Genomic DNA, 16,959 nt, shown 5'->3' with positions numbered 1-16,959 from the left:
TCGAAGCTAGAGCGCGAGCAGCTCCTTGGTCGTAATGGTGAGTAGCTCGGGTCCGCCGTCCGCCTCGGGGCGCACGACGAGCGTGTCATCGATCCGGACACCACCCCGTCCCGGGATGTGAACCCCCGGTTCGACGGTGACCGGCACGCAGGCGTCCAGTTTACCCATGGCCGCGGGCGCCAACTGCGGGTCCTCGTCGATTTCGAGCCCCAGCCCATGTCCCATCAGCGGAGCGAGACCGTCCGCATACCCCGCGGAGTCCAGTACGTGACGTGCCGCGCGGTCGATGTCACGGTAGGCGGCGCCCGGTGTGAGAGCCTCCCTGCCCGCCCGCTGAGCGGCGAAGACGAGGTCGTACAGCTCGATCTGCCAGTCCGCGGGAGACGTACCGATGACGAACGTACGTCCGATCTCACAACGATAACCGCGATAACTGGCCCCCAGGCACACGGAGAGGAAATCTCCTTCCTCCACCCGCCGGTCCGACGGCCGGTGGCCGCCTCTGCCCGAGTTCGGGCCGGTGCCGACGGACGTCGGGAAGGCCGGTCCGTCCGCGCCGTGATCGACGAGGCGGCGCTCCAGCTCAAGGGCGAGATGGCGCTCCGTACGCCCCACGAGAATGGATTCGAGCAGCTCGCCGAGTGCCTGGTCGGCGATCTCGGAGCCGATCCGCAGGCAGGAGATCTCTTCCTCGTCCTTGACGAGCCGCAGCTGTTCGACCGCTCCCCCGAGATCCACAAGGCGCAGCCGGGGCGCGACGGAGCCGACGGCGCGATGCCGGGCGACGGTCAGGTCGTGCTCCTCGACGGCGAGCGAATCGGCTCCCTGCGCGGCCGCGAGATCGGCGCCCGCCACGGCGGGGTCACCCCCGGAGGCGTCGAGCTGCTGCACCCGCAGCCCCTCGGCGGGCCGCCCCTCGCCGTGGTCGTCACCGAGCGGCCCGCCGCACAGCAGCAGATCCTCGGTCCTGCCCAGCAGGAGCACGGCACCGTGCGGCGCCGCTCCCGCGAGATACCGCACGTTGGCGGGACGGGACACCAGCGCCGACGCGCTGCCGCCCGCGGCACAACGCTCCCTCAACCGCTCACGGCGGGCCGCGTACACCTCTGACATGTAACGAGCCTATGAGCGGCGGCGCGGGACGGCCCGTTCAGCGCACCCGACCGAGCAGGGCTACCACTGCGGCGGGCTCGCGATGGAGCGGGCCAGGACGTCGTCCAGGACGCGGGCCGTGGCGGGCACGTCCAGCTGGGAGTTGTCGATGATGGGAAGCCCCGAGCCGTACCAACCGGCCATACGGCCGTGGATGCGGGCCACTTCCTCGTCCGTGAGGCGACGGTTTCCGCTGCGCTCCGCGTTGCGCTCCAGGACGATCTCCAGGCCCGGCAGCAGGACCACCGGCAGCAGTCCCGGGCCCACGTGACGCTTCCAGCCGCCGAGGCCGACGACCGGGCGGTCGGGGAAGACCGCGTCGTCGAGGATGCACGAGATGCCGTTGGCCAGGAAGTTCCGTGCGGCGAAGCCGCAGGTGCGGCGGGCCAGGCGGTACTGCGCCTCGGAGTGGTCGTTCCACCCGGACTGGGGGTCCGCGAAGCCCGAGCACACCCATTCCCGGACGTCGTCCAGGCTGATGTGCGCGGTCGGCACCCTGCGGTGCTCCGCCCAGTACTTGGCGACGCTCGTCTTGCCCGCACCCGCGGGTCCGATCAGGAGGACGGCCAGTGTGGTGGCGCCGGTGTCCGCCTGGGCCGTGCCGGGCGGCGGGCTCGGCACGGCGACGGGGCCGCCGGGCGGGAGCTGGATGTGGCCGGTCGTGTCCGGGGTCGGGGGCACGGGGGCGCCGGGGGCGTGGCCGTGCTGGGGGGCGACGCCTTGCTGCGGGGCGCCCGGCACCACGTGCTGCGGGTGCGGGGCAGGGCCCTGCGGATGGGGAGCCGTGCCCGGGGGGTGCGGGGCGCCGACGAAACCCGGCGCGGGAGGCGGTGGGCCGCCCGGCGCGGCACCCGGCGGCGGACCGCTCGGGTGGTGTGCGGCCGGGGACCAGCCGGTGGCCGGTCCGTGCCCCGGCTGATGGGGCGGCGGCAGCGGAGACCCCACTGCGTGCTGCATCCGGTGCCACTCCGTCTCGTGCGACTGACGCTGGTCGGGCGGCGGCCGGGGCCACCCGTTACCGAACGGTACCGTCCCCGGCCGACGTTGTGTGAACGGCCGGGGTGGCCGCAGGGTGCCCGTGGCTTGTTCTGGTGGGCCGATTCCGTGTTCCTGTGGCGCTACTTCGCCACTTCGCCGTACGCGGCGAGCAGCACCGCCGGGTCGGGTCCCTCCAGGACGGTCGGCTTGCCGAGACCGTCGAGGACGATGAAACGCAGCAGGTCACCGCGGGACTTCTTGTCGACCTTCATGGTCTCCAGGAGCTTGGGCCACTGGTCGTAGCGGTAGCTCAGGGGCAGGCCGACCGACTCCAGGACGGCGCGGTGCCGGTCGGCGGTGGCGTCGTCCAAGCGTCCGGCGAGGCGGCCGAGTTCGGCCGCGAAGGCCATGCCCACGGAGACGGCGGCGCCGTGCCGCCACTTGTAGCGCTCGTTCTTCTCGATGGCGTGGGCGAGGGTGTGGCCGTAGTTGAGGATCTCGCGCAGGCCCGACTCCTTGAGGTCGCCGGAGACGACCTCGGCCTTGACCTTGATGGAGCGCTCGATCAGCTCGGCGGTGTGCGGCCCCTGCGGGCTGCGCGCCGCCTCGGGGTCCTCCTCGATCAGTTCGAGGATCACCGGATCGGCGATGAAACCGGCCTTGATGATCTCCGCGAGGCCGGACACGAAGTCGTTGACCGGCAGCGAGTCGAGCGCGGCCAGGTCGCACAGCACACCCGTGGGCGGGTGGAAGGAGCCCACGAGGTTCTTGCCCTCGGCGGTGTTGATGCCGGTCTTGCCGCCGACCGCGGCGTCCACCATGCCGAGGACGGTGGTCGGCACGGCGATCCAGCGGACCCCGCGCAGCCAGGTCGCGGCCACGAACCCGGCGAGGTCCGTGGTGGCTCCGCCGCCGACACCGATGATGATGTCGCTGCGGGTGAAGCCGGACTGGCCAAGGGCCTTCCAGCAGTACGCGGCGACCTCGGCGGTCTTGGCCTCCTCGGCGTTCGGCACCTGGATGGCCACGACCTCGTAGTTCTGGTCGGCCAGGTCCTGGCGCAGCGCGTCGCCGGTCTCGGCGAGCGCCTCCGGGTGGATGATCGCGACGCGCTTGGCCTGCTCGCCGATCAGACCGGGCAGCTCACCGAGGAGCTGCCGGCCGACGAGCACCTCGTACGGCTCGGTGCCCGCGGTACCGCCGACCTGGATACGGGTGGGCGTCTGCCCCGACGTCTCAGCCATCTCCGTCATGCTTCCTTCAACTCCAGTGCGTCGAGGACCGCTTGGGCGACCTCTTCGGGGGTGCGGTCGTCGGTGGCGACGACGGCGCGAGCGACGTCGGCGTAGAACTGGCGGCGGGCGTCCATCAGTTCGCGCCACTGTTTGCGCGGGTTGACCGCGAGCAGCGGGCGCGCGACGTTCAGGCCGGTGCGCTTGACCGCTTCCTCGACGTCCATCGACAGATAGACGACGGGGTGCGGGGCCAGGAGCGCGCGGGTCGTCTCGTCGAGGATCGCGCCGCCGCCGAGCGCGAGGACACCCTCGTGCTCGGCGAGCGCCGTACGCACGGCCTCCCGCTCGAGGTCGCGGAAGTGCGGCTCCCCCTCGTCCACGAAGATGTCCGCGATCTCCCGGCCCTGTGCGGCCACGATGTCGGCGTCGGTGTCCCGGTAGACGGTGCCGAGGCGCTCGGCGAGCAGCGCGCCCACCGTCGACTTGCCCACGCCCATCGGCCCGACCAGGACGATCTGCGGGCCGGTCACCGGATCTGCAGGTTGTCGAGGTACGACGTCACGTTGCGCCGGGTCTCGGGCACGCTGTCGCCGCCGAACTTCTCGGCGACCGCGTCGGCCAGGGTCAGCGCGACCATCGCCTCGGCGACGATGCCCGCGGCCGGGACCGCGCACACGTCGGAGCGCTGGTGGTGCGCCTTGGTGGCCTCGCCGGTGGCGACGTCGACGGTGGCGAGCGCGCGCGGCACGGTCGCGATGGGCTTCATCGCGGCGCGCACGCGCAGCAGTTCACCGGTGGTCAGGCCACCCTCGGTGCCGCCCGAGCGGCCTGAGGTGCGCCTGATGCCGTCCTCGGTGGAGACGATCTCGTCGTGCGCCTTGGATCCCGGCACCCGCGCGAGGTCGAAGCCGTCGCCGACCTCGACGCCCTTGATGGCCTGGATGCCCATGAGCGCGGCGGCGAGCCGCGCGTCGAGCCGCCGGTCCCAGTGCACGTGCGAGCCGAGCCCGACCGGGACGCCGTACGCGAGGACCTCGACCACACCCCCCAGGGTGTCGCCGTCCTTGTGGGCCTGGTCGATCTCGGCGACCATCGCCTTGCTCGCGTCCGCGTCGAGGCAGCGCACCGGGTCGGCGTCGAGCTTCTCGACGTCGGCGGGGGTCGGGTAGACGCCGTAGGGCGCCTTGGCGCTCGCCAGCTCGGTCACATGGCTGACGATCTCGATCCCGGCCGTCTCCTTCAGGTACGAGCGGGCGACCGCGCCGAGCGCGACGCGGGCCGCGGTCTCGCGGGCGGAGGCGCGCTCCAGGATCGGCCGGGCCTCGTCGAAGCCGTACTTCTGCATGCCCGCGAGGTCGGCGTGGCCGGGCCTGGGGCGGGTCAGCGGGGCGTTGCGGGCCAGATCGGCGAGGATCTCCGGGTCGACCGGGTCGGCCGCCATGACCTGCTCCCACTTGGGCCACTCGGTGTTGCCCACCATGATCGCGATCGGCGAGCCCATGGTCAGGCCGTGCCGGACGCCGCCCAGGAAGGTGACCTCGTCACGCTCGAACTTCATGCGCGCACCGCGCCCATAGCCGAGGCGCCGCCGGGCCAGGTGGTCCGCCACCATCTCCGTGGTGATCGGCACGCCGGCGGGAAGACCCTCCAGCGTCGCGACAAGTGCGGGTCCGTGGGACTCTCCCGCGGTCAGCCAACGCAACCTGCTCAACGGTGCTCCTCATGCTCGCGCCTGGAACTGCGTGGCGCGACCGGGTGCGCGGCCCTGGCCCGCCACCCCTGATCCTCCCACGTCGGGGGGCGGGACCTGGCCTCCGGTCCACAAGGCGGACGCTTCAGCGGGCGGCCAGCGCGTGCTCTCCGGCCTTGCGCATGGCGGCGAGCGGCGCGGGCGAGCGCCCGGTCATCTGCTCGACCTGCAGCACGGCCTGGTGCACGAGGAGGTCGAGCCCGCTGACCACGGCGCCGCCGTACATCGACCAGCGGGCCGCCAGAGCGGTGGGCCACGGTTCGTACAACACATCGAAGAGGGTCGTGGGCCGCTCGGGCACGGCGGCCGACAGCGCGTCGGTCGCGCCCGCGGGCGTCGTGGCGATCACCAGCGGCGCGCTCAGCGCGCGTTCGGCGTCCGCCCAGTCCTCCGTGCGCACCTCGACGTCGAGCCGTTCGCCCCACTGCCGCATCTCGGCGGCGCGCGCCTCGCTGCGTACGTACGCGACGACCTCACCGGTGCAGATCCGCGCGAGCGCGGCGAGCGCGGACGACGCGGTGGCGCCCGCGCCGAGGATCGCGGCGGACTCGACCTGCTCGATCCCGCGTTCCCGCAGGGCGGCGACCATGCCGGGGATGTCGGTGTTGTCACCGACGCGGCGGCCGTCCTCGGTCAGGACGACGGTGTTGACCGCCTCGACGGAGGCGGCGGTCCCGCTGATCTCGTCCAGCAGCGGAATCACCGCGCGCTTGAGCGGCATCGTCAGGGACAGCCCGGCCCACTCGGGCCCGAGCCCCTCGACGAAGCCGGGCAGGGCCGCCTCGTCGACGTCGAACAGGTCGTACGTCCAGTCGACCAGTCCCAGCTCCCCGTATGCGGCGCGGTGCAGCACCGGGGAGAGGGAGTGGGCGATGGGGGAGCCGATGACTGCGGCTCGGCGGCTTCGCTCAGTCGCCACTCTTCCGCCGATCGTTGAGTTCCGCGACCAGCTTTTCGTGCTCGGCCAGCGTCTTGGTGAACTGGGTCTTCTTCAGGTCGACGGAGATGAAGAACATCCATCCGCCGTCGTCCGGATCCAAAGTGGCCCTCAGCGCCTCGTCGCCCGGGTTTCCGATCGGTCCCGGCGGGAGGCCCTTGTGGAAGTACGTGTTGTACGGGTCGGGATCGTTCCGGATCTCTGCAATCGGGATGTCGATCTCGCTCTGGCCCTTGAGGTAGTTGTACGTCGAGTCGAACTCGAGCTTCTGGTTGGTCACCGTGTTGGACGTCTTGAGGCGGTTGTAGACGACAGCCGCCATCTTCTTGAAGTCGTCGTGCGTCATGCCCTCGGCCTGGACGAGGCTGGCCACGGTGAGGACCTGCAACGGGTCCTTCAACTGCAGCTCAGCGGCCTTCGACTCAAGGCCCATCTCGTCGTACTTCTGGCTGGCGTGGGCCACCATCTTCTTGAGGACCGCCTCGGGCTTCTGGCCCTTGGCGACCGGATAGCTGGAGGGGTAGAGGAAGCCCTCGAGCGGGTCCTTGATGTCCTTGTTCGTGTTCGCCCACTTCGGAAGCCCCAAGGACTTCCATTCCTTCTTCGCGATAGCCGCGGTCGTGCCCTTGTCCAGCTCCAGGCGGGTGTCGATCTGGCTGTAGACCGAAGAATTACGCCGGCCCTCGGGAATGATGAGGTTATTGCGGCTCTTGGGGCTGAGCATCAGTTCGACGGCGCTTTTCGCCGACATTTCCTTTTTCAGGACATAAACGCCGTCCTGAATGGTGTCACCCTTGGGGTTCTGCGCCTGCGCGGAGACAAAGGCGTCCACGCTCTTGACGACCCCAGCCTCTTTCAGCTTCTGGCCGATCACATAACCGCCGGCGCCCTTCGGGATGTCGACGGTCGCGAGGCCCGCCCCCTCGCCCGCGAAGTCCGGCGACGTACCGAATCGGTCCTGATAGAACTGGTAGCCGAAATAGCCGACTCCGCCGAGGCCGCCGGCGAAGACCAGCGTCACCACCAGACAGGCGCAGCCGCTCCTGCGCTTCTTCGGTTTCTTTCCGCCCCGGCCGCCCCGTCGGTCCCCGCGGCCACCACGGCGGCCCGGGTCGTCGTACTCGTCATCGTCATCGTCGTCGGCGCCCGAGAAGAACGCGTGCTCGCCCTGGTCCGGGCCCGGGTCCCAGTCCTGCTGCGGCTCGGGTTCGGCGCGGCGGCGGGACGGCGGCTCCGGCGGGGGATACGCATCGGGCGTGCCGTAGTAGTCCGGGCTCTCCGCGCCGTACCCGCCCGGCTGATTGCCGTACGGGTCCGACGGGTCGGCGGCGTACGGCACCTGTCCGTGCTGACCGGTGTCCCAGCCGCCGTTGTACTGGTGCTCGGGGCCGCCGTTGTACTGCTGGTCCGGGCCGGGGTTGTACTGCTGCTGCCCGGCGGGCCCACCGTACTGCAGCTGACCGTGGCCGTAGGCCTGCTGCTGGCCCGTGCTCCAGTCCTCGTACTGCGCCTGCTGCGGCTGCTGAGGGTGGTACTGCCCCTGGCCGCCGTAGGGGGACGGGCCGCTCGCGGCCTGCTGTCCTCCCCATCCGCCGTCCCCGTACAACGGGTCCTCGGGATGCCACGGTTCGGAGCCTGGGCCCCGGCCATACTCAGTCATCGATCCCCTACATGCCGCGAGGCGGGGCCGCCGTCGGAGTGGGAGGGCAACCGTTCCGCCTCTTGATGCTGTGCGGCAGCTGTTCGAACACCGCCGCATCGCGCGGAACGTTACCGTATCGCGATCAGATGACCACTTCGACGCCCTCGCCCGGAGCTTTACCTGACGCCCGTTCGGACTCCAGTGCCTGCTGGAGGATGATGACGGCCGCCGCCTGATCGATGACAGACCTGCCCTTTTTGGACTTCACGCCCGAGGCGCGCAGCCCCTGACTGGCCGTCACTGTGGTCATCCTCTCGTCCACGAGCCTCACCGGAATGGGCGCCACCAAGCGCGCGAAATCCTGCGTGAAGGCGCGGACCTTGACGGCCGCCGGGCCCTCGCCGCCCTTGAGGGAGCGAGGGAGACCGACGACGATCTCGATCGGTTCGTACTCCTCGACGAGCTGCTTCAAACGGCGCTGGGCCGCCGGGACATCGCGTCCCGGCACCGTCTCCACCGGCGTGGCGAGGATCCCGTCGGGGTCGCACGAGGCGACCCCGATCCGGGCGTCACCGACGTCGACGGCCAGCCGCCGGCCCCGGCGCATACTCCCGGTCGACTCAGACATCAGGCCGTCTCGGCCACGAGGCGCTCGACGGCGGCCATGGCCTCGCCGATCGCGGCCGGGTTCTGGCCGCCGCCCTGGGCGACGTCCGGCTTGCCGCCGCCACCGCCGCCGAGGGTCTTGGCGGCCGTACGGACGAGGTCGCCGGCCTTGAGGCCGCGCTCGCGGGCTGCTTCGTTCGTGGCGATGACCGTCAGCGGGCGGCCGTTGGCCGTCGTGAACAGGGCGACCACGGCAGGGCGGTCGCCGGGGATGCGGTGGCGTACGTCGAGGACCAGCTTGCGCAGGTCGTCGGCGCCCGTGCCGTCCGGCACCTGGCCGGTGGCGAGAGCCACGCCTCGTACGTCCTTGGCGGATTCGACGAGACCGGCGGCGGCCTGGAGGACCTTCTCCGCGCGGAACTTCTCGATCTCCTTCTCGGCGTCCTTCAACTTGCCGAGCATGGCGGAGACCTTCTCGGGCAGCTCCTCGGAACGGCCCTTGACCAGCTCCTGGAGCTGGGCGACGACCGTGTGCTCCTTGGCGAGGAAGTTGTACGCGTCGACGCCGACCAGGGCCTCGATGCGGCGCACGCCCGAACCGATGGACGACTCGCCGAGCAGCTTCACCAGGCCGAGCTGTGCGGTGTTGTGGACGTGCGTGCCGCCGCACAGCTCCTTGGAGAAGTCGCCGATGGTGACCACGCGCACACGCTCGCCGTACTTCTCGCCGAACTCGGCGATGGCGCCCTGCTTCTTGGCCTCGTCGATCGACATGACCTCGGCCTGCACGTCGAGTTCGTGCGCGAGCACTTCGTTGATCTTCTGCTCGACGTCCGTCATGACGGCCGTGGGCACGGCCGACGGGGAGCCGAAGTCGAAGCGGAAGCGGCCCGGCTGGTTCTCGGAACCGGCCTGGGCGGCCGTCGGGCCAAGGGCGTCGCGCAGCGCCTGGTGCGTGAGGTGCGTGGCGGAGTGGGCGCGGGCGATGGCACGGCGGCGGTGCACGTCGATCGAGGCCCAGACCTGGTCGCCGACGGTGATCTCGCCGACCTGGACGACGCCCTTGTGGACGTGCACGCCGGGGACCGGCTTCTGCACGTCACGGATCTCGACGGCGGCGCCGTTCTCGAGGCGGATCCGGCCGGAGTCGGCGATCTGGCCGCCGCCCTCGGCGTAGAAGGGGGTGCGGTCGAGGACGACCTCGACCTCGTCGCCCTCGCGGGCGGCCGGGGACGAGGCGCCGTTGACCAGGAGGCCGACGATCACGGCCTCGTTCTCGGTGAGGGTGTAGCCGGTGAAGTCCGTGGCGCCGGAGGCGTCGGCGATCGCGCGGTAGGCGTGCAGATCGGCGTGGCCGGTCTTCTTCGCCTGGGCGTCGGCCTTGGCCCGCTCCCGCTGCTCCTTCATCAGGCGCCGGAAGCCGTCCTCGTCCACGGTCAGGCCCTGTTCGGCGGCCATCTCCAGGGTGAGGTCGATCGGGAAGCCCCACGTGTCGTGCAGCAGGAACGCCTTGTCGCCGGCGAGGACCTTGCCGCCGGCGGCCTTGGTCTCGGTGACGGCGGTGTCGAGGATGTTCGTGCCGCCCTTGAGGGCCTTGAGGAAGGCGGCCTCTTCGGCGAGAGCGACGGTTTCGATGCGCTTGCGGTCGGATCGCAGCTCGGGGTACTGCTCGCCCATCGACTTGATGACCGTGTCGACCAGCTCGTGGACGACCGGGCCGGTGGCGCCCATCAGACGCATGTTGCGGATGGCGCGGCGCATGATGCGGCGCAGGACGTAGCCACGGCCTTCGTTGCCGGGGGTGACGCCGTCGCCGATGAGCATCACGGACGTACGCATGTGGTCGGCGACCACGCGCAGGGAGACGTCCGAGCCCTGCTCGGCGCCGTACCGCACGCCGGTCAGCTCGGTGGCGGTGTCCATGATGACGCGCAGGGTGTCCGTCTCGTACATGTTCTGTACGCCCTGGAGGATCATGGCGAGGCGCTCGAGACCGAGGCCGGTGTCGATGTTCTTGCTGGGCAGCTCGCCGAGGATCTCGAAGTCCTCCTTCGAGGTGCCCTCGCCGCGCTCGTACTGCATGAAGACCAGGTTCCAGATCTCCACGTAACGCTCGTCGTTGACGGCGGGGCCGCCCTCGACGCCGAACTCGGGGCCGCGGTCGTAGTTGATCTCGGAGCAGGGGCCGCAGGGTCCGGGGACGCCCATGGACCAGTAGTTGTCCTTCTTGCCCAGGCGCTGGATGCGCTCGGCGGGGACGCCCACCTTCTCGCGCCAGATGGTCTCGGCCTCGTCGTCGTCGAGGTAGACCGTCACCCAGAGGCGCTCGGGGTCGAGGCCGTAGCCACCGTCCGCCACGGAGCTGGTGAGCAGCTCCCAGGCGTACGTGATGGCGCCTTCCTTGAAGTAGTCGCCGAAGGAGAAGTTGCCGCACATCTGGAAGAACGTGCCGTGCCGCGTGGTCTTGCCGACCTCTTCGATGTCCGGCGTACGCACGCACTTCTGCACGCTCGTGGCGCGCGAGAACTGCGGCTTGACCTCACCCAGGAAGTAGGGCTTGAAGGGCACCATGCCCGCGGGGACGAGGAGCAGAGTCGGGTCGTCCGCGATGAGCGACGCCGAAGGGACGACGGTGTGCCCGCGCTCCTCGAAGAAGCTCAGCCAGCGGCGGCGAATCTCGGCCGACTCCATCAGTGGTCCTCATTCCGGTTGTACGAGTACTTCGACTTCGAGAGGTACTTGCCCTGCTTGTTCTTGTCGGTCTTGCTTGACTTGCTGATCTTGCCGTTCTCGATGGCCACGACGACGGCGCGCTGCGCGGGGAGTTCGGGGTCGACCGGGGCTTCGAGGCCCAGGGCCTCGCCCAGTTCGGCCTCGCGCTGGGCCATGCCGTCGCGGACGTCGAGAGCGAAGTCCTTGAGCTTGTGGCCCGCCTCGACGGCCTTGTTCGCGGCCTGCGCCGCGAGGCTCTCGGGGGTCAGTTGCTTGATCTTGCGGTTGACCTTGGTGGTGGCCCACACACCGGCAGCGGCGCCCGCGGTGAACCAGAACGTACGGCGGAACATCGCTGCGTCAGTCCTTCTTCCGCTTGCCCCGCCGCCGCGCGGAGGGGACGGTGCGCCCCACGATCACGGTACGTCGGGCGGGTGCCGGGGGCACATTGTCTGATTCGGGTCCGGTCTTGCGGCCCAGGGCCCTGCGCACGCCGTAACCGAACGCCGCGACCTTGACGAGGGGCCCGCCGAAGGTGGAGGCCACCGTCGTGGAGAGCGCCGACGCGTTCGACGTGACCTCCTGGACGTCCGACGCGATGGCGTCGACGCGCTCGATCTGGGTCTGCGCCGAGCGCACCGCGGTGGAGGCGTCCGCGAGGAGCGGCACGGCCTGCTCGGTCACGTCCGCGACGAGCTTGGTGGTCGCCCTGAGCGTCTGCGCCAGCCTCACCAGCACCACGGCCAGGAAGGAGACCAGGATCGCCCAGAAGACGGCCACCAGGATCCCGGCCACCTCTCCACCCGACACTGCGCACCGCTCCCTGAACATCGGTCCTGAACATCGAAAAGTCGTCCTCCGACCCTATCGCGCCGAGGCCGAGGCTCCGCACCGCATTACCGTGTACGGGCAAGGGAGTTCACCGAACTGATTGTACTGACTGCTTACGGATGAGTACGCTCCGTATCTCATGCGACGCGATCAGGGCACGGGTAACCGTCGGTACGACTCCCCCGCCCGCCCGCCGAGACCCGGCAACCTCCCTCTGGAGCTCAACTCCTTCGTCGGACGCAGCGATGAACTCGCTTGTCTCGCCGCCGCGTTGGAGACCACACGGCTGGTCACGGTGACCGGCGTCGGCGGTGTCGGGAAGTCGCGCCTCGCCGTCCGTGCCGCCGGTGACGCCGCGCCGCGCGACGGTGCCTGGCTGGTGGAGCTCGCTGCGGTCCGGGACCCGGATCTGGTGGAGCACGCGGTCGCCGACGCGCTGCGTCTGACGGATCACACCCACCGCCCGCCGCGCGCCGTGCTCCTCGACCATCTCGCGGAGCGGGAAGTCCTCCTCGTCATCGACGGGTTCGAGCACCTGGTGGCGGCGTGCGCCTCGCTGGTGGGTGAACTGCTGCACCGCTGCACCGGCCTGCGGGTGCTCGCGGTGGGGCGCAGGCCGCTGGACACCGGGGGCGAGCGGATCTTCCCGCTCGCGCCCCTGCCCACGCCGGACGCGGCGGCGCTCTTCGCCGACCGTGCGGTGGCCGGGCTTCCCGGCTTCGCCCTGGACGAGGAGAACGAAGCCGACGTGGCGGAGCTGTGCCGCCGCCTGGACGGCATCCCGCTCGCCGTCGAGCTGGCGGCGGGGCGGCTGCGGGCACTGTCGCCCGCGCAGCTCCTGACCCGCCTCGACGACCGGTTCGCGCTGCTCACCGGGACCCGGCGCGACGCGCCGCCGCGGCATCAGACGCTGCGTACGGCGATCGGCTGGAGCCATGAGCTGTGCACGACGGGCGAGCGCCTGCTGTGGTCGCGGCTCTCGGTGTTCTGCGGCCCCTTCGACCTGGAGGCGGCCGAGTACATCTGCAGCGGGGACGGCCTGCACGCCGATCACGTCCTCGACGTACTCGGTGAGCTGCTCGCGCAGTCCGTCGTCACCCGCGAGGAGGGGCCGACGGGCGTCCGCTACCGCATGCTCGACACGGTCCGTGCGTACGGCGCCGACTGGCTGGAGGCGACCGGTGACGCCGCGCGGATGCGGCGCAGGCACCGCGACTGGTACATGGGGCTCGCCACCTGGTGCGAGCTGGACTGGTTCTCGCCGCGCCAGGCTCGCGTCGCCGAGCTGGTCGACTGCGAACTGCCCAATCTGCGGGGCGCGTTGGAGTACTGCCTGACCGAGCCGGACGAGACGCATCTGGGCCAGTATCTGGCGGGCAGCCTGTGGTTCTACTGGGTCGGCTGCGGTCGCCTCGCCGAGGGGCGCCACTGGCTCGACCGGGCCCTCGAACTGGACGGCGGCCACGACGACTCCCGTCTCAAGGCGCTGTGGGTGCTCGGCTATGTCGCGGTGCTGCAGGGCGACACGGTCGCCGCGCTCGCCGCGCTGCAGGAGTGCAAGGACGAGGCGGAACGTACCGGCAGCGCCATCGCGACCGCGTACGCCGAGCACCGCATCGGCTGCCTCGCGCTCCTCACCGACGACATGGAGCGCGCCGAGTCGCTGCTGCGCTCGGCCCTTGAGCAGTACCGCGAGATCGGCGAGCTCAACAGCAACGTCCTGATGGGCCAGGTCGAGCTGGCGATGGCGCTCGCCTTCCGGGGCGAGCTCGCCGACGCGGTGGAGCTCTGCGAGGACGTACGCCAGGTCTGCGAGGACCACGGGGAGCGCTGGACCCTCGCGTACGCCCTCTATGTCCTCGGCTTCGCCGCCTGGACGCGCGGCGAGACGGCGATGGCCCGTGACCTGGTCATGCGGTGTCTGGCCCTGGACCACACCTTCCACGACCTGCTCGGCACGGTGCTCGCGATCGAGTTGCTCGCCCTGTTCACCATGGAGGAGGGCGATCCGGCCGAGGCCGCGGTGCTGCAGGGCGCCGCGTCCCGTATCTGGCCGTCGGTGGGCCTTCCGCTGTTCGGCTCCGGGAGCTTCGGCGGGCCGCACGAGCTGTGCGAGACGCAGGCCCGCGAACAGCTGGGCGACGCGCGGTACGAGGAGTGTCTGGCGGTGGGGACCCGTCTCGCTCCGGACGCGGCCGTGACCCGGGCCCTGGGCGCGGACCCCGAGGGCAACGCAAAAACCCGCCGCCTGCCCCACCACGAAGGGAGGGCGGGCGACGGGCTGAAGCAGGGAGAGCTACGTCCGGGTCAGCGGGCGTAGTACTCGACGACGAGCTGCTCGTCGCAGATCACGGGGATCTCCTTGCGGTTCGGGTCACGGTCCAGACGGAAGGCCAGGGCCTTCAGGTTGACCTGGAGGTAACGCGGGATCTCGCCGTCGGGGGCGAAGCCGCCCTCACGGGAGACCTGGAACAGCGGCTTCTCGCGGCTGCGCTCGCGGACCATCACGACGTCGTCGGGACGGACACGGAACGACGGCTTGTCGACCTTGCCGCCGTTGACCTCGATGTGGCCGTGGCTGACCATCTGACGGGCCTGGTAGATCGTGCGGGCGATGCCCGAACGCAGGATCAGGGCGTCGAGACGGCGCTCGAGCTCGATGACCAGGGCCTCGCCGGTCTTGCCTTCGGCCTTCTTGGCGCGGTCGTAGGCACGGGCCATCTGCTTCTCGCTGATGTCGTACTGCGCGCGCAGACGCTGCTTCTCGAGCAGACGGACCTTGTAGTCCGAGTTCTGCTTGCGCCCACGGCCGTGCTCGCCCGGCGGGTAGGGACGGGCCTCGAAGTACTTGACGGCCTTCGGGGTCAGCGCGATGCCGAGGGCACGCGACTTCTTGACCTTGGGGCGGGACTGGTTCGGCATGAACCAACCTCTCTGTTCAATGTGATATCGGCTTCACCAGGGTTAGGGGAGGTCGCAATCCGCAGCCTGGGAAACCCATCGGATCCGGTGGTGCTGGATCCGGCGGGCAGCCGCTCCCTGGTCTGGGCACTATGTGCAGCACGCGAGTGGCCCACCGACCGCTTCCCGGAGTACGAGATGGTGGTGGGCTGCCCGCGACACCTTCGACGGTGCGCGACGCTCCTGGAGATCCCTGGACGGTGAGGTCCGGGGCTCCGGCTGGATGTCCCGTTCTGGTGGCGTCCGGTACGAGACCGGACACGGGACGCAGCACTTCGGGCAAGTGTACCGGGTGGCAGGGGGTGCCTCAGCCGCGGGCCGGGATGGGCCGCGACGGGGAGCGGCTACTCGCCCTTGAGGCGCTCGCGCACGCGCTCGACCACGTCCGCGTACCGCGCCTCGGCTCCATAGCGCGTGGGTTGGTAGTAACGCTTGGCGGCGACGGCGTCCGGTGCGTACTGCTGGGCGGCGATCGCGCCCGGCACGTCGTGCGGATACACATAGCCCTGGGCGTGGCCGAGCTTGGCCGCTCCCTTGTAGTGCCCGTCGCGCAGGTGGGGCGGGACGGGGCCCGCGAGGCCCGCGCGGACGTCAGCCTGGGCGGACTGGATGGCCATCGTCGCGGCGTTCGACTTCGGGGCCAGGGCGAGGGCGATCGTCGCGTGGCTGAGGGTGAGCGCGGCCTCCGGGAATCCGATCATGGCGACGGCCTGGGCCGCGGCGACCGCCGTGGGCAGCGCTGTCGGGTCGGCGAGGCCGATGTCCTCGCTCGCGGAGATCATCAGTCGCCGTGCGATGAAGCGGGGGTCCTCGCCGGCCTCGATCATCCGGGCGAGATAGTGCAGGGCCGCGTCCACGTCCGAACCGCGGATGGACTTGATCAGGGCGCTCGCGACGTCGTAGTGCTGGTCGCCGTCCCTGTCGTACTTCACGGCCGCGCGGTCGACCGACTCCTCCAGGGTCTGGAGGGTGATCTCCTTCTCGCCCTTGGCCAGGGCCGAGCCCGCGCCCGCCTCCAGGGCGGTCAGTGCGCGTCGTGCGTCGCCTCCCGAGATCCGCAGGAGGTGCGCCTCGGTGTCCTCGGGCAGCTCCACCGCGCCGCCCAGGCCCCGCTCCTCGGTGAGCGCCCGGCGCAGCAGTCCGCGCAGGTCGTCGTCCGTGAGGGGTTCGAGCGTGAGGAGGAGGGAGCGGGACAGGAGCGGGGAGATGATCGAGAAGTACGGGTTCTCGGTCGTCGCCGCGATCAGGGTCACCCAGCGGTTCTCGACGGCCGGGAGCAGGGAGTCCTGCTGGGCCTTGCTGAAGCGGTGGATCTCGTCCAGGAAGAGGACGGTCTCCTTGCCGTGGCCGCCCATCGCGCGCCGGGCGCCTTCGATGACGGCGCGGACCTCCTTCACGCCCGCGGTGATCGCGGAGAGCTCCACGAAGCGCTTGTTCGTGGCCTTCGAGACCACGTACGCAAGGGTCGTCTTGCCGATGCCGGGCGGCCCCCAGAGGAACACCGACGAGGGGCCCGCGGGTCCTCCCCCGCCCTCGCCGACCAGCCTGCGCAAGGGCGAGCCCTGCTTCAACAGATGCTGCTGGCCGACGACTTCTTCGAGGGTGCGCGGGCGCATCCGGACGGCCAGGGGACTCGTCGAAGGGTCCTTCTCCTGGCGGTCCTCGGCAGCTGCGGTGAACAGGTCGGGCTCCACGGTGGGAACCCTACGTCAGCCCACTGACAATCCCCTCGGCGCTGTCAGCTGGTCCAGAACTCCCACCAGCGCGTGAGGATCAGCATGCCGATGATGCCGACGTGCAGCACCGGGAAGACCCAGGTGAACTCGCCGAAGAACGTACGCAGCCAGGAGGGCGCGGGCAGCAGACCCTTGCGGATGTTGAACGACGTCACGTACCAGAACATGACGATCGTGGCGACCCACGCAAGGCAGCACCACAGGCACAGCGAGTTGATCTCGTACAGCGACTGGTACATCAGCCAGGTGCAGAACCCGACGCCGAAGAGCATGCCCGCGTTCAGCGTCAGCCAGTACCAGCGCGGGAAGCGTGCCCGGCCGAGCAGGCTCATGCCGACACAGATCACGACGGCGTACGCGGCGATGCCCAGCATCGGGTTCGGGAAGCCGAAGACCGACGCCTGGTCGCTCTTCATGAT

At 70.4% G+C, this 16,959-nt stretch carries 15 protein-coding genes; 1 reads left to right on the top strand and 14 read right to left on the bottom strand.

Annotation, left to right across the window (positions count from 1 at the left end):
* Positions 1-6 precede the first annotated feature (6 nt).
* From AC5P1C_RS24805 to AC5P1C_RS24755, 11 genes are all read right to left on the bottom strand, one after another.
* Positions 7-1,113 (bottom strand): M24 family metallopeptidase, encoded by a 1,107-nt coding sequence (locus AC5P1C_RS24805; RefSeq protein WP_493868127.1) that lies wholly within the window; start codon positions 1,111-1,113, stop codon positions 7-9.
* 60 nt (positions 1,114-1,173) lie between these two features.
* On the bottom strand, positions 1,174-2,109 hold the full coding sequence (locus AC5P1C_RS24800) for a Pro-rich N-terminal domain-containing protein (protein WP_493868126.1): 936 nt from the start codon (positions 2,107-2,109) through the stop codon (positions 1,174-1,176).
* A 161-nt stretch (positions 2,110-2,270) separates the two neighbouring features.
* On the bottom strand, positions 2,271-3,374 hold the full coding sequence (gene aroB / locus AC5P1C_RS24795; RefSeq protein ID WP_493868224.1) for a 3-dehydroquinate synthase: 1,104 nt from the start codon (positions 3,372-3,374) through the stop codon (positions 2,271-2,273).
* A 5-nt stretch (positions 3,375-3,379) separates the two neighbouring features.
* Entirely contained in the window at positions 3,380-3,895 is a 516-nt protein-coding gene (locus AC5P1C_RS24790) for a shikimate kinase (protein ID WP_493868125.1), read from the bottom strand.
* Positions 3,892-5,076, bottom strand: coding sequence for a chorismate synthase (aroC, locus tag AC5P1C_RS24785; RefSeq protein WP_493868124.1), 1,185 nt, complete (start codon positions 5,074-5,076; stop codon positions 3,892-3,894). Before aroC ends, AC5P1C_RS24790 begins: the two co-directional genes overlap by 4 nt.
* A gap of 124 nt (positions 5,077-5,200) precedes the next feature.
* Positions 5,201-6,034 (bottom strand): shikimate dehydrogenase, encoded by an 834-nt coding sequence (locus AC5P1C_RS24780; RefSeq protein WP_493868123.1) that lies wholly within the window; start codon positions 6,032-6,034, stop codon positions 5,201-5,203.
* Complete coding sequence (mltG, locus tag AC5P1C_RS24775; protein WP_493868122.1) at positions 6,024-7,712, bottom strand: endolytic transglycosylase MltG; 1,689 nt, start codon at positions 7,710-7,712, stop codon at positions 6,024-6,026. Before mltG ends, AC5P1C_RS24780 begins: the two co-directional genes overlap by 11 nt.
* 124 nt (positions 7,713-7,836) lie before the next feature.
* A complete protein-coding gene (gene ruvX / locus AC5P1C_RS24770) occupies positions 7,837-8,301 on the bottom strand; it encodes a Holliday junction resolvase RuvX (RefSeq protein ID WP_493868223.1) in 465 nt (154 codons plus the stop codon).
* A gap of 20 nt (positions 8,302-8,321) precedes the next feature.
* On the bottom strand, positions 8,322-10,991 hold the full coding sequence (gene alaS, locus AC5P1C_RS24765) for an alanine--tRNA ligase (protein WP_493868121.1): 2,670 nt from the start codon (positions 10,989-10,991) through the stop codon (positions 8,322-8,324).
* Entirely contained in the window at positions 10,991-11,365 is a 375-nt protein-coding gene (locus AC5P1C_RS24760; protein ID WP_493868120.1) for a DUF6167 family protein, read from the bottom strand. The genes alaS and AC5P1C_RS24760 overlap by 1 nt, the downstream gene beginning before the upstream one ends.
* A gap of 7 nt (positions 11,366-11,372) precedes the next feature.
* The gene (locus AC5P1C_RS24755) at positions 11,373-11,822 is read right to left on the bottom strand and encodes a DUF948 domain-containing protein (protein ID WP_493868119.1); all 450 of its coding nucleotides are present in this window, start codon (positions 11,820-11,822) and stop codon (positions 11,373-11,375) included.
* Positions 11,823-11,982: 160 nt separating this feature from the next.
* Between AC5P1C_RS24755 and AC5P1C_RS24750 the strand changes: the two genes are divergently transcribed.
* Entirely contained in the window at positions 11,983-14,163 is a 2,181-nt protein-coding gene (locus AC5P1C_RS24750; protein WP_493868118.1) for an ATP-binding protein, read from the top strand.
* Here AC5P1C_RS24750 and rpsD read toward each other — a convergent pair.
* The 3 genes from rpsD to AC5P1C_RS24735 all read right to left on the bottom strand — a co-directional run.
* Positions 14,151-14,765, bottom strand: coding sequence for a 30S ribosomal protein S4 (gene rpsD, locus AC5P1C_RS24745; protein ID WP_160503779.1), 615 nt, complete (start codon positions 14,763-14,765; stop codon positions 14,151-14,153). The two genes, AC5P1C_RS24750 and rpsD, sit on opposite strands and share 13 nt — an antisense overlap.
* A 383-nt stretch (positions 14,766-15,148) precedes the next feature.
* Positions 15,149-16,498, bottom strand: coding sequence for a replication-associated recombination protein A (locus AC5P1C_RS24740; RefSeq protein ID WP_493868117.1), 1,350 nt, complete (start codon positions 16,496-16,498; stop codon positions 15,149-15,151).
* A gap of 44 nt (positions 16,499-16,542) precedes the next feature.
* A partial coding sequence (locus AC5P1C_RS24735) for a vitamin K epoxide reductase family protein (protein WP_493868116.1) occupies positions 16,543-16,959 on the bottom strand: 417 nt, incomplete at its 5' end.

This window comes from Streptomyces sp. A18 (assembly GCF_059026065.1).
Note: the sequence above shows the minus strand (reverse complement) of the source record. Positions and strands in the feature narration are given on the sequence as shown.

What these genes read in the sequence shown, in the direction of transcription:
- AC5P1C_RS24805 (WP_493868127.1), bottom strand. Translation starts at nt 1,113, where the DNA reads ATGTCAGAGGTGTACGCGGCCCGCCGTGAGCGGTTGAGGGAGCGTTGT.
- AC5P1C_RS24800 (WP_493868126.1), bottom strand. Translation starts at nt 2,109, where the DNA reads ATGCAGCACGCAGTGGGGTCTCCGCTGCCGCCGCCCCATCAGCCGGGG.
- aroB (WP_493868224.1), bottom strand. Translation starts at nt 3,374, where the DNA reads ATGGCTGAGACGTCGGGGCAGACGCCCACCCGTATCCAGGTCGGCGGT.
- mltG (WP_493868122.1), bottom strand. Translation starts at nt 7,712, where the DNA reads ATGACTGAGTATGGCCGGGGCCCAGGCTCCGAACCGTGGCATCCCGAG.
- ruvX (WP_493868223.1), bottom strand. Translation starts at nt 8,301, where the DNA reads ATGCGCCGGGGCCGGCGGCTGGCCGTCGACGTCGGTGACGCCCGGATC.
- alaS (WP_493868121.1), bottom strand. Translation starts at nt 10,991, where the DNA reads ATGGAGTCGGCCGAGATTCGCCGCCGCTGGCTGAGCTTCTTCGAGGAG.
- AC5P1C_RS24760 (WP_493868120.1), bottom strand. Translation starts at nt 11,365, where the DNA reads ATGTTCCGCCGTACGTTCTGGTTCACCGCGGGCGCCGCTGCCGGTGTG.
- AC5P1C_RS24750 (WP_493868118.1), top strand. Translation starts at nt 11,983, where the DNA reads ATGCGACGCGATCAGGGCACGGGTAACCGTCGGTACGACTCCCCCGCC.
- rpsD (WP_160503779.1), bottom strand. Translation starts at nt 14,765, where the DNA reads ATGCCGAACCAGTCCCGCCCCAAGGTCAAGAAGTCGCGTGCCCTCGGC.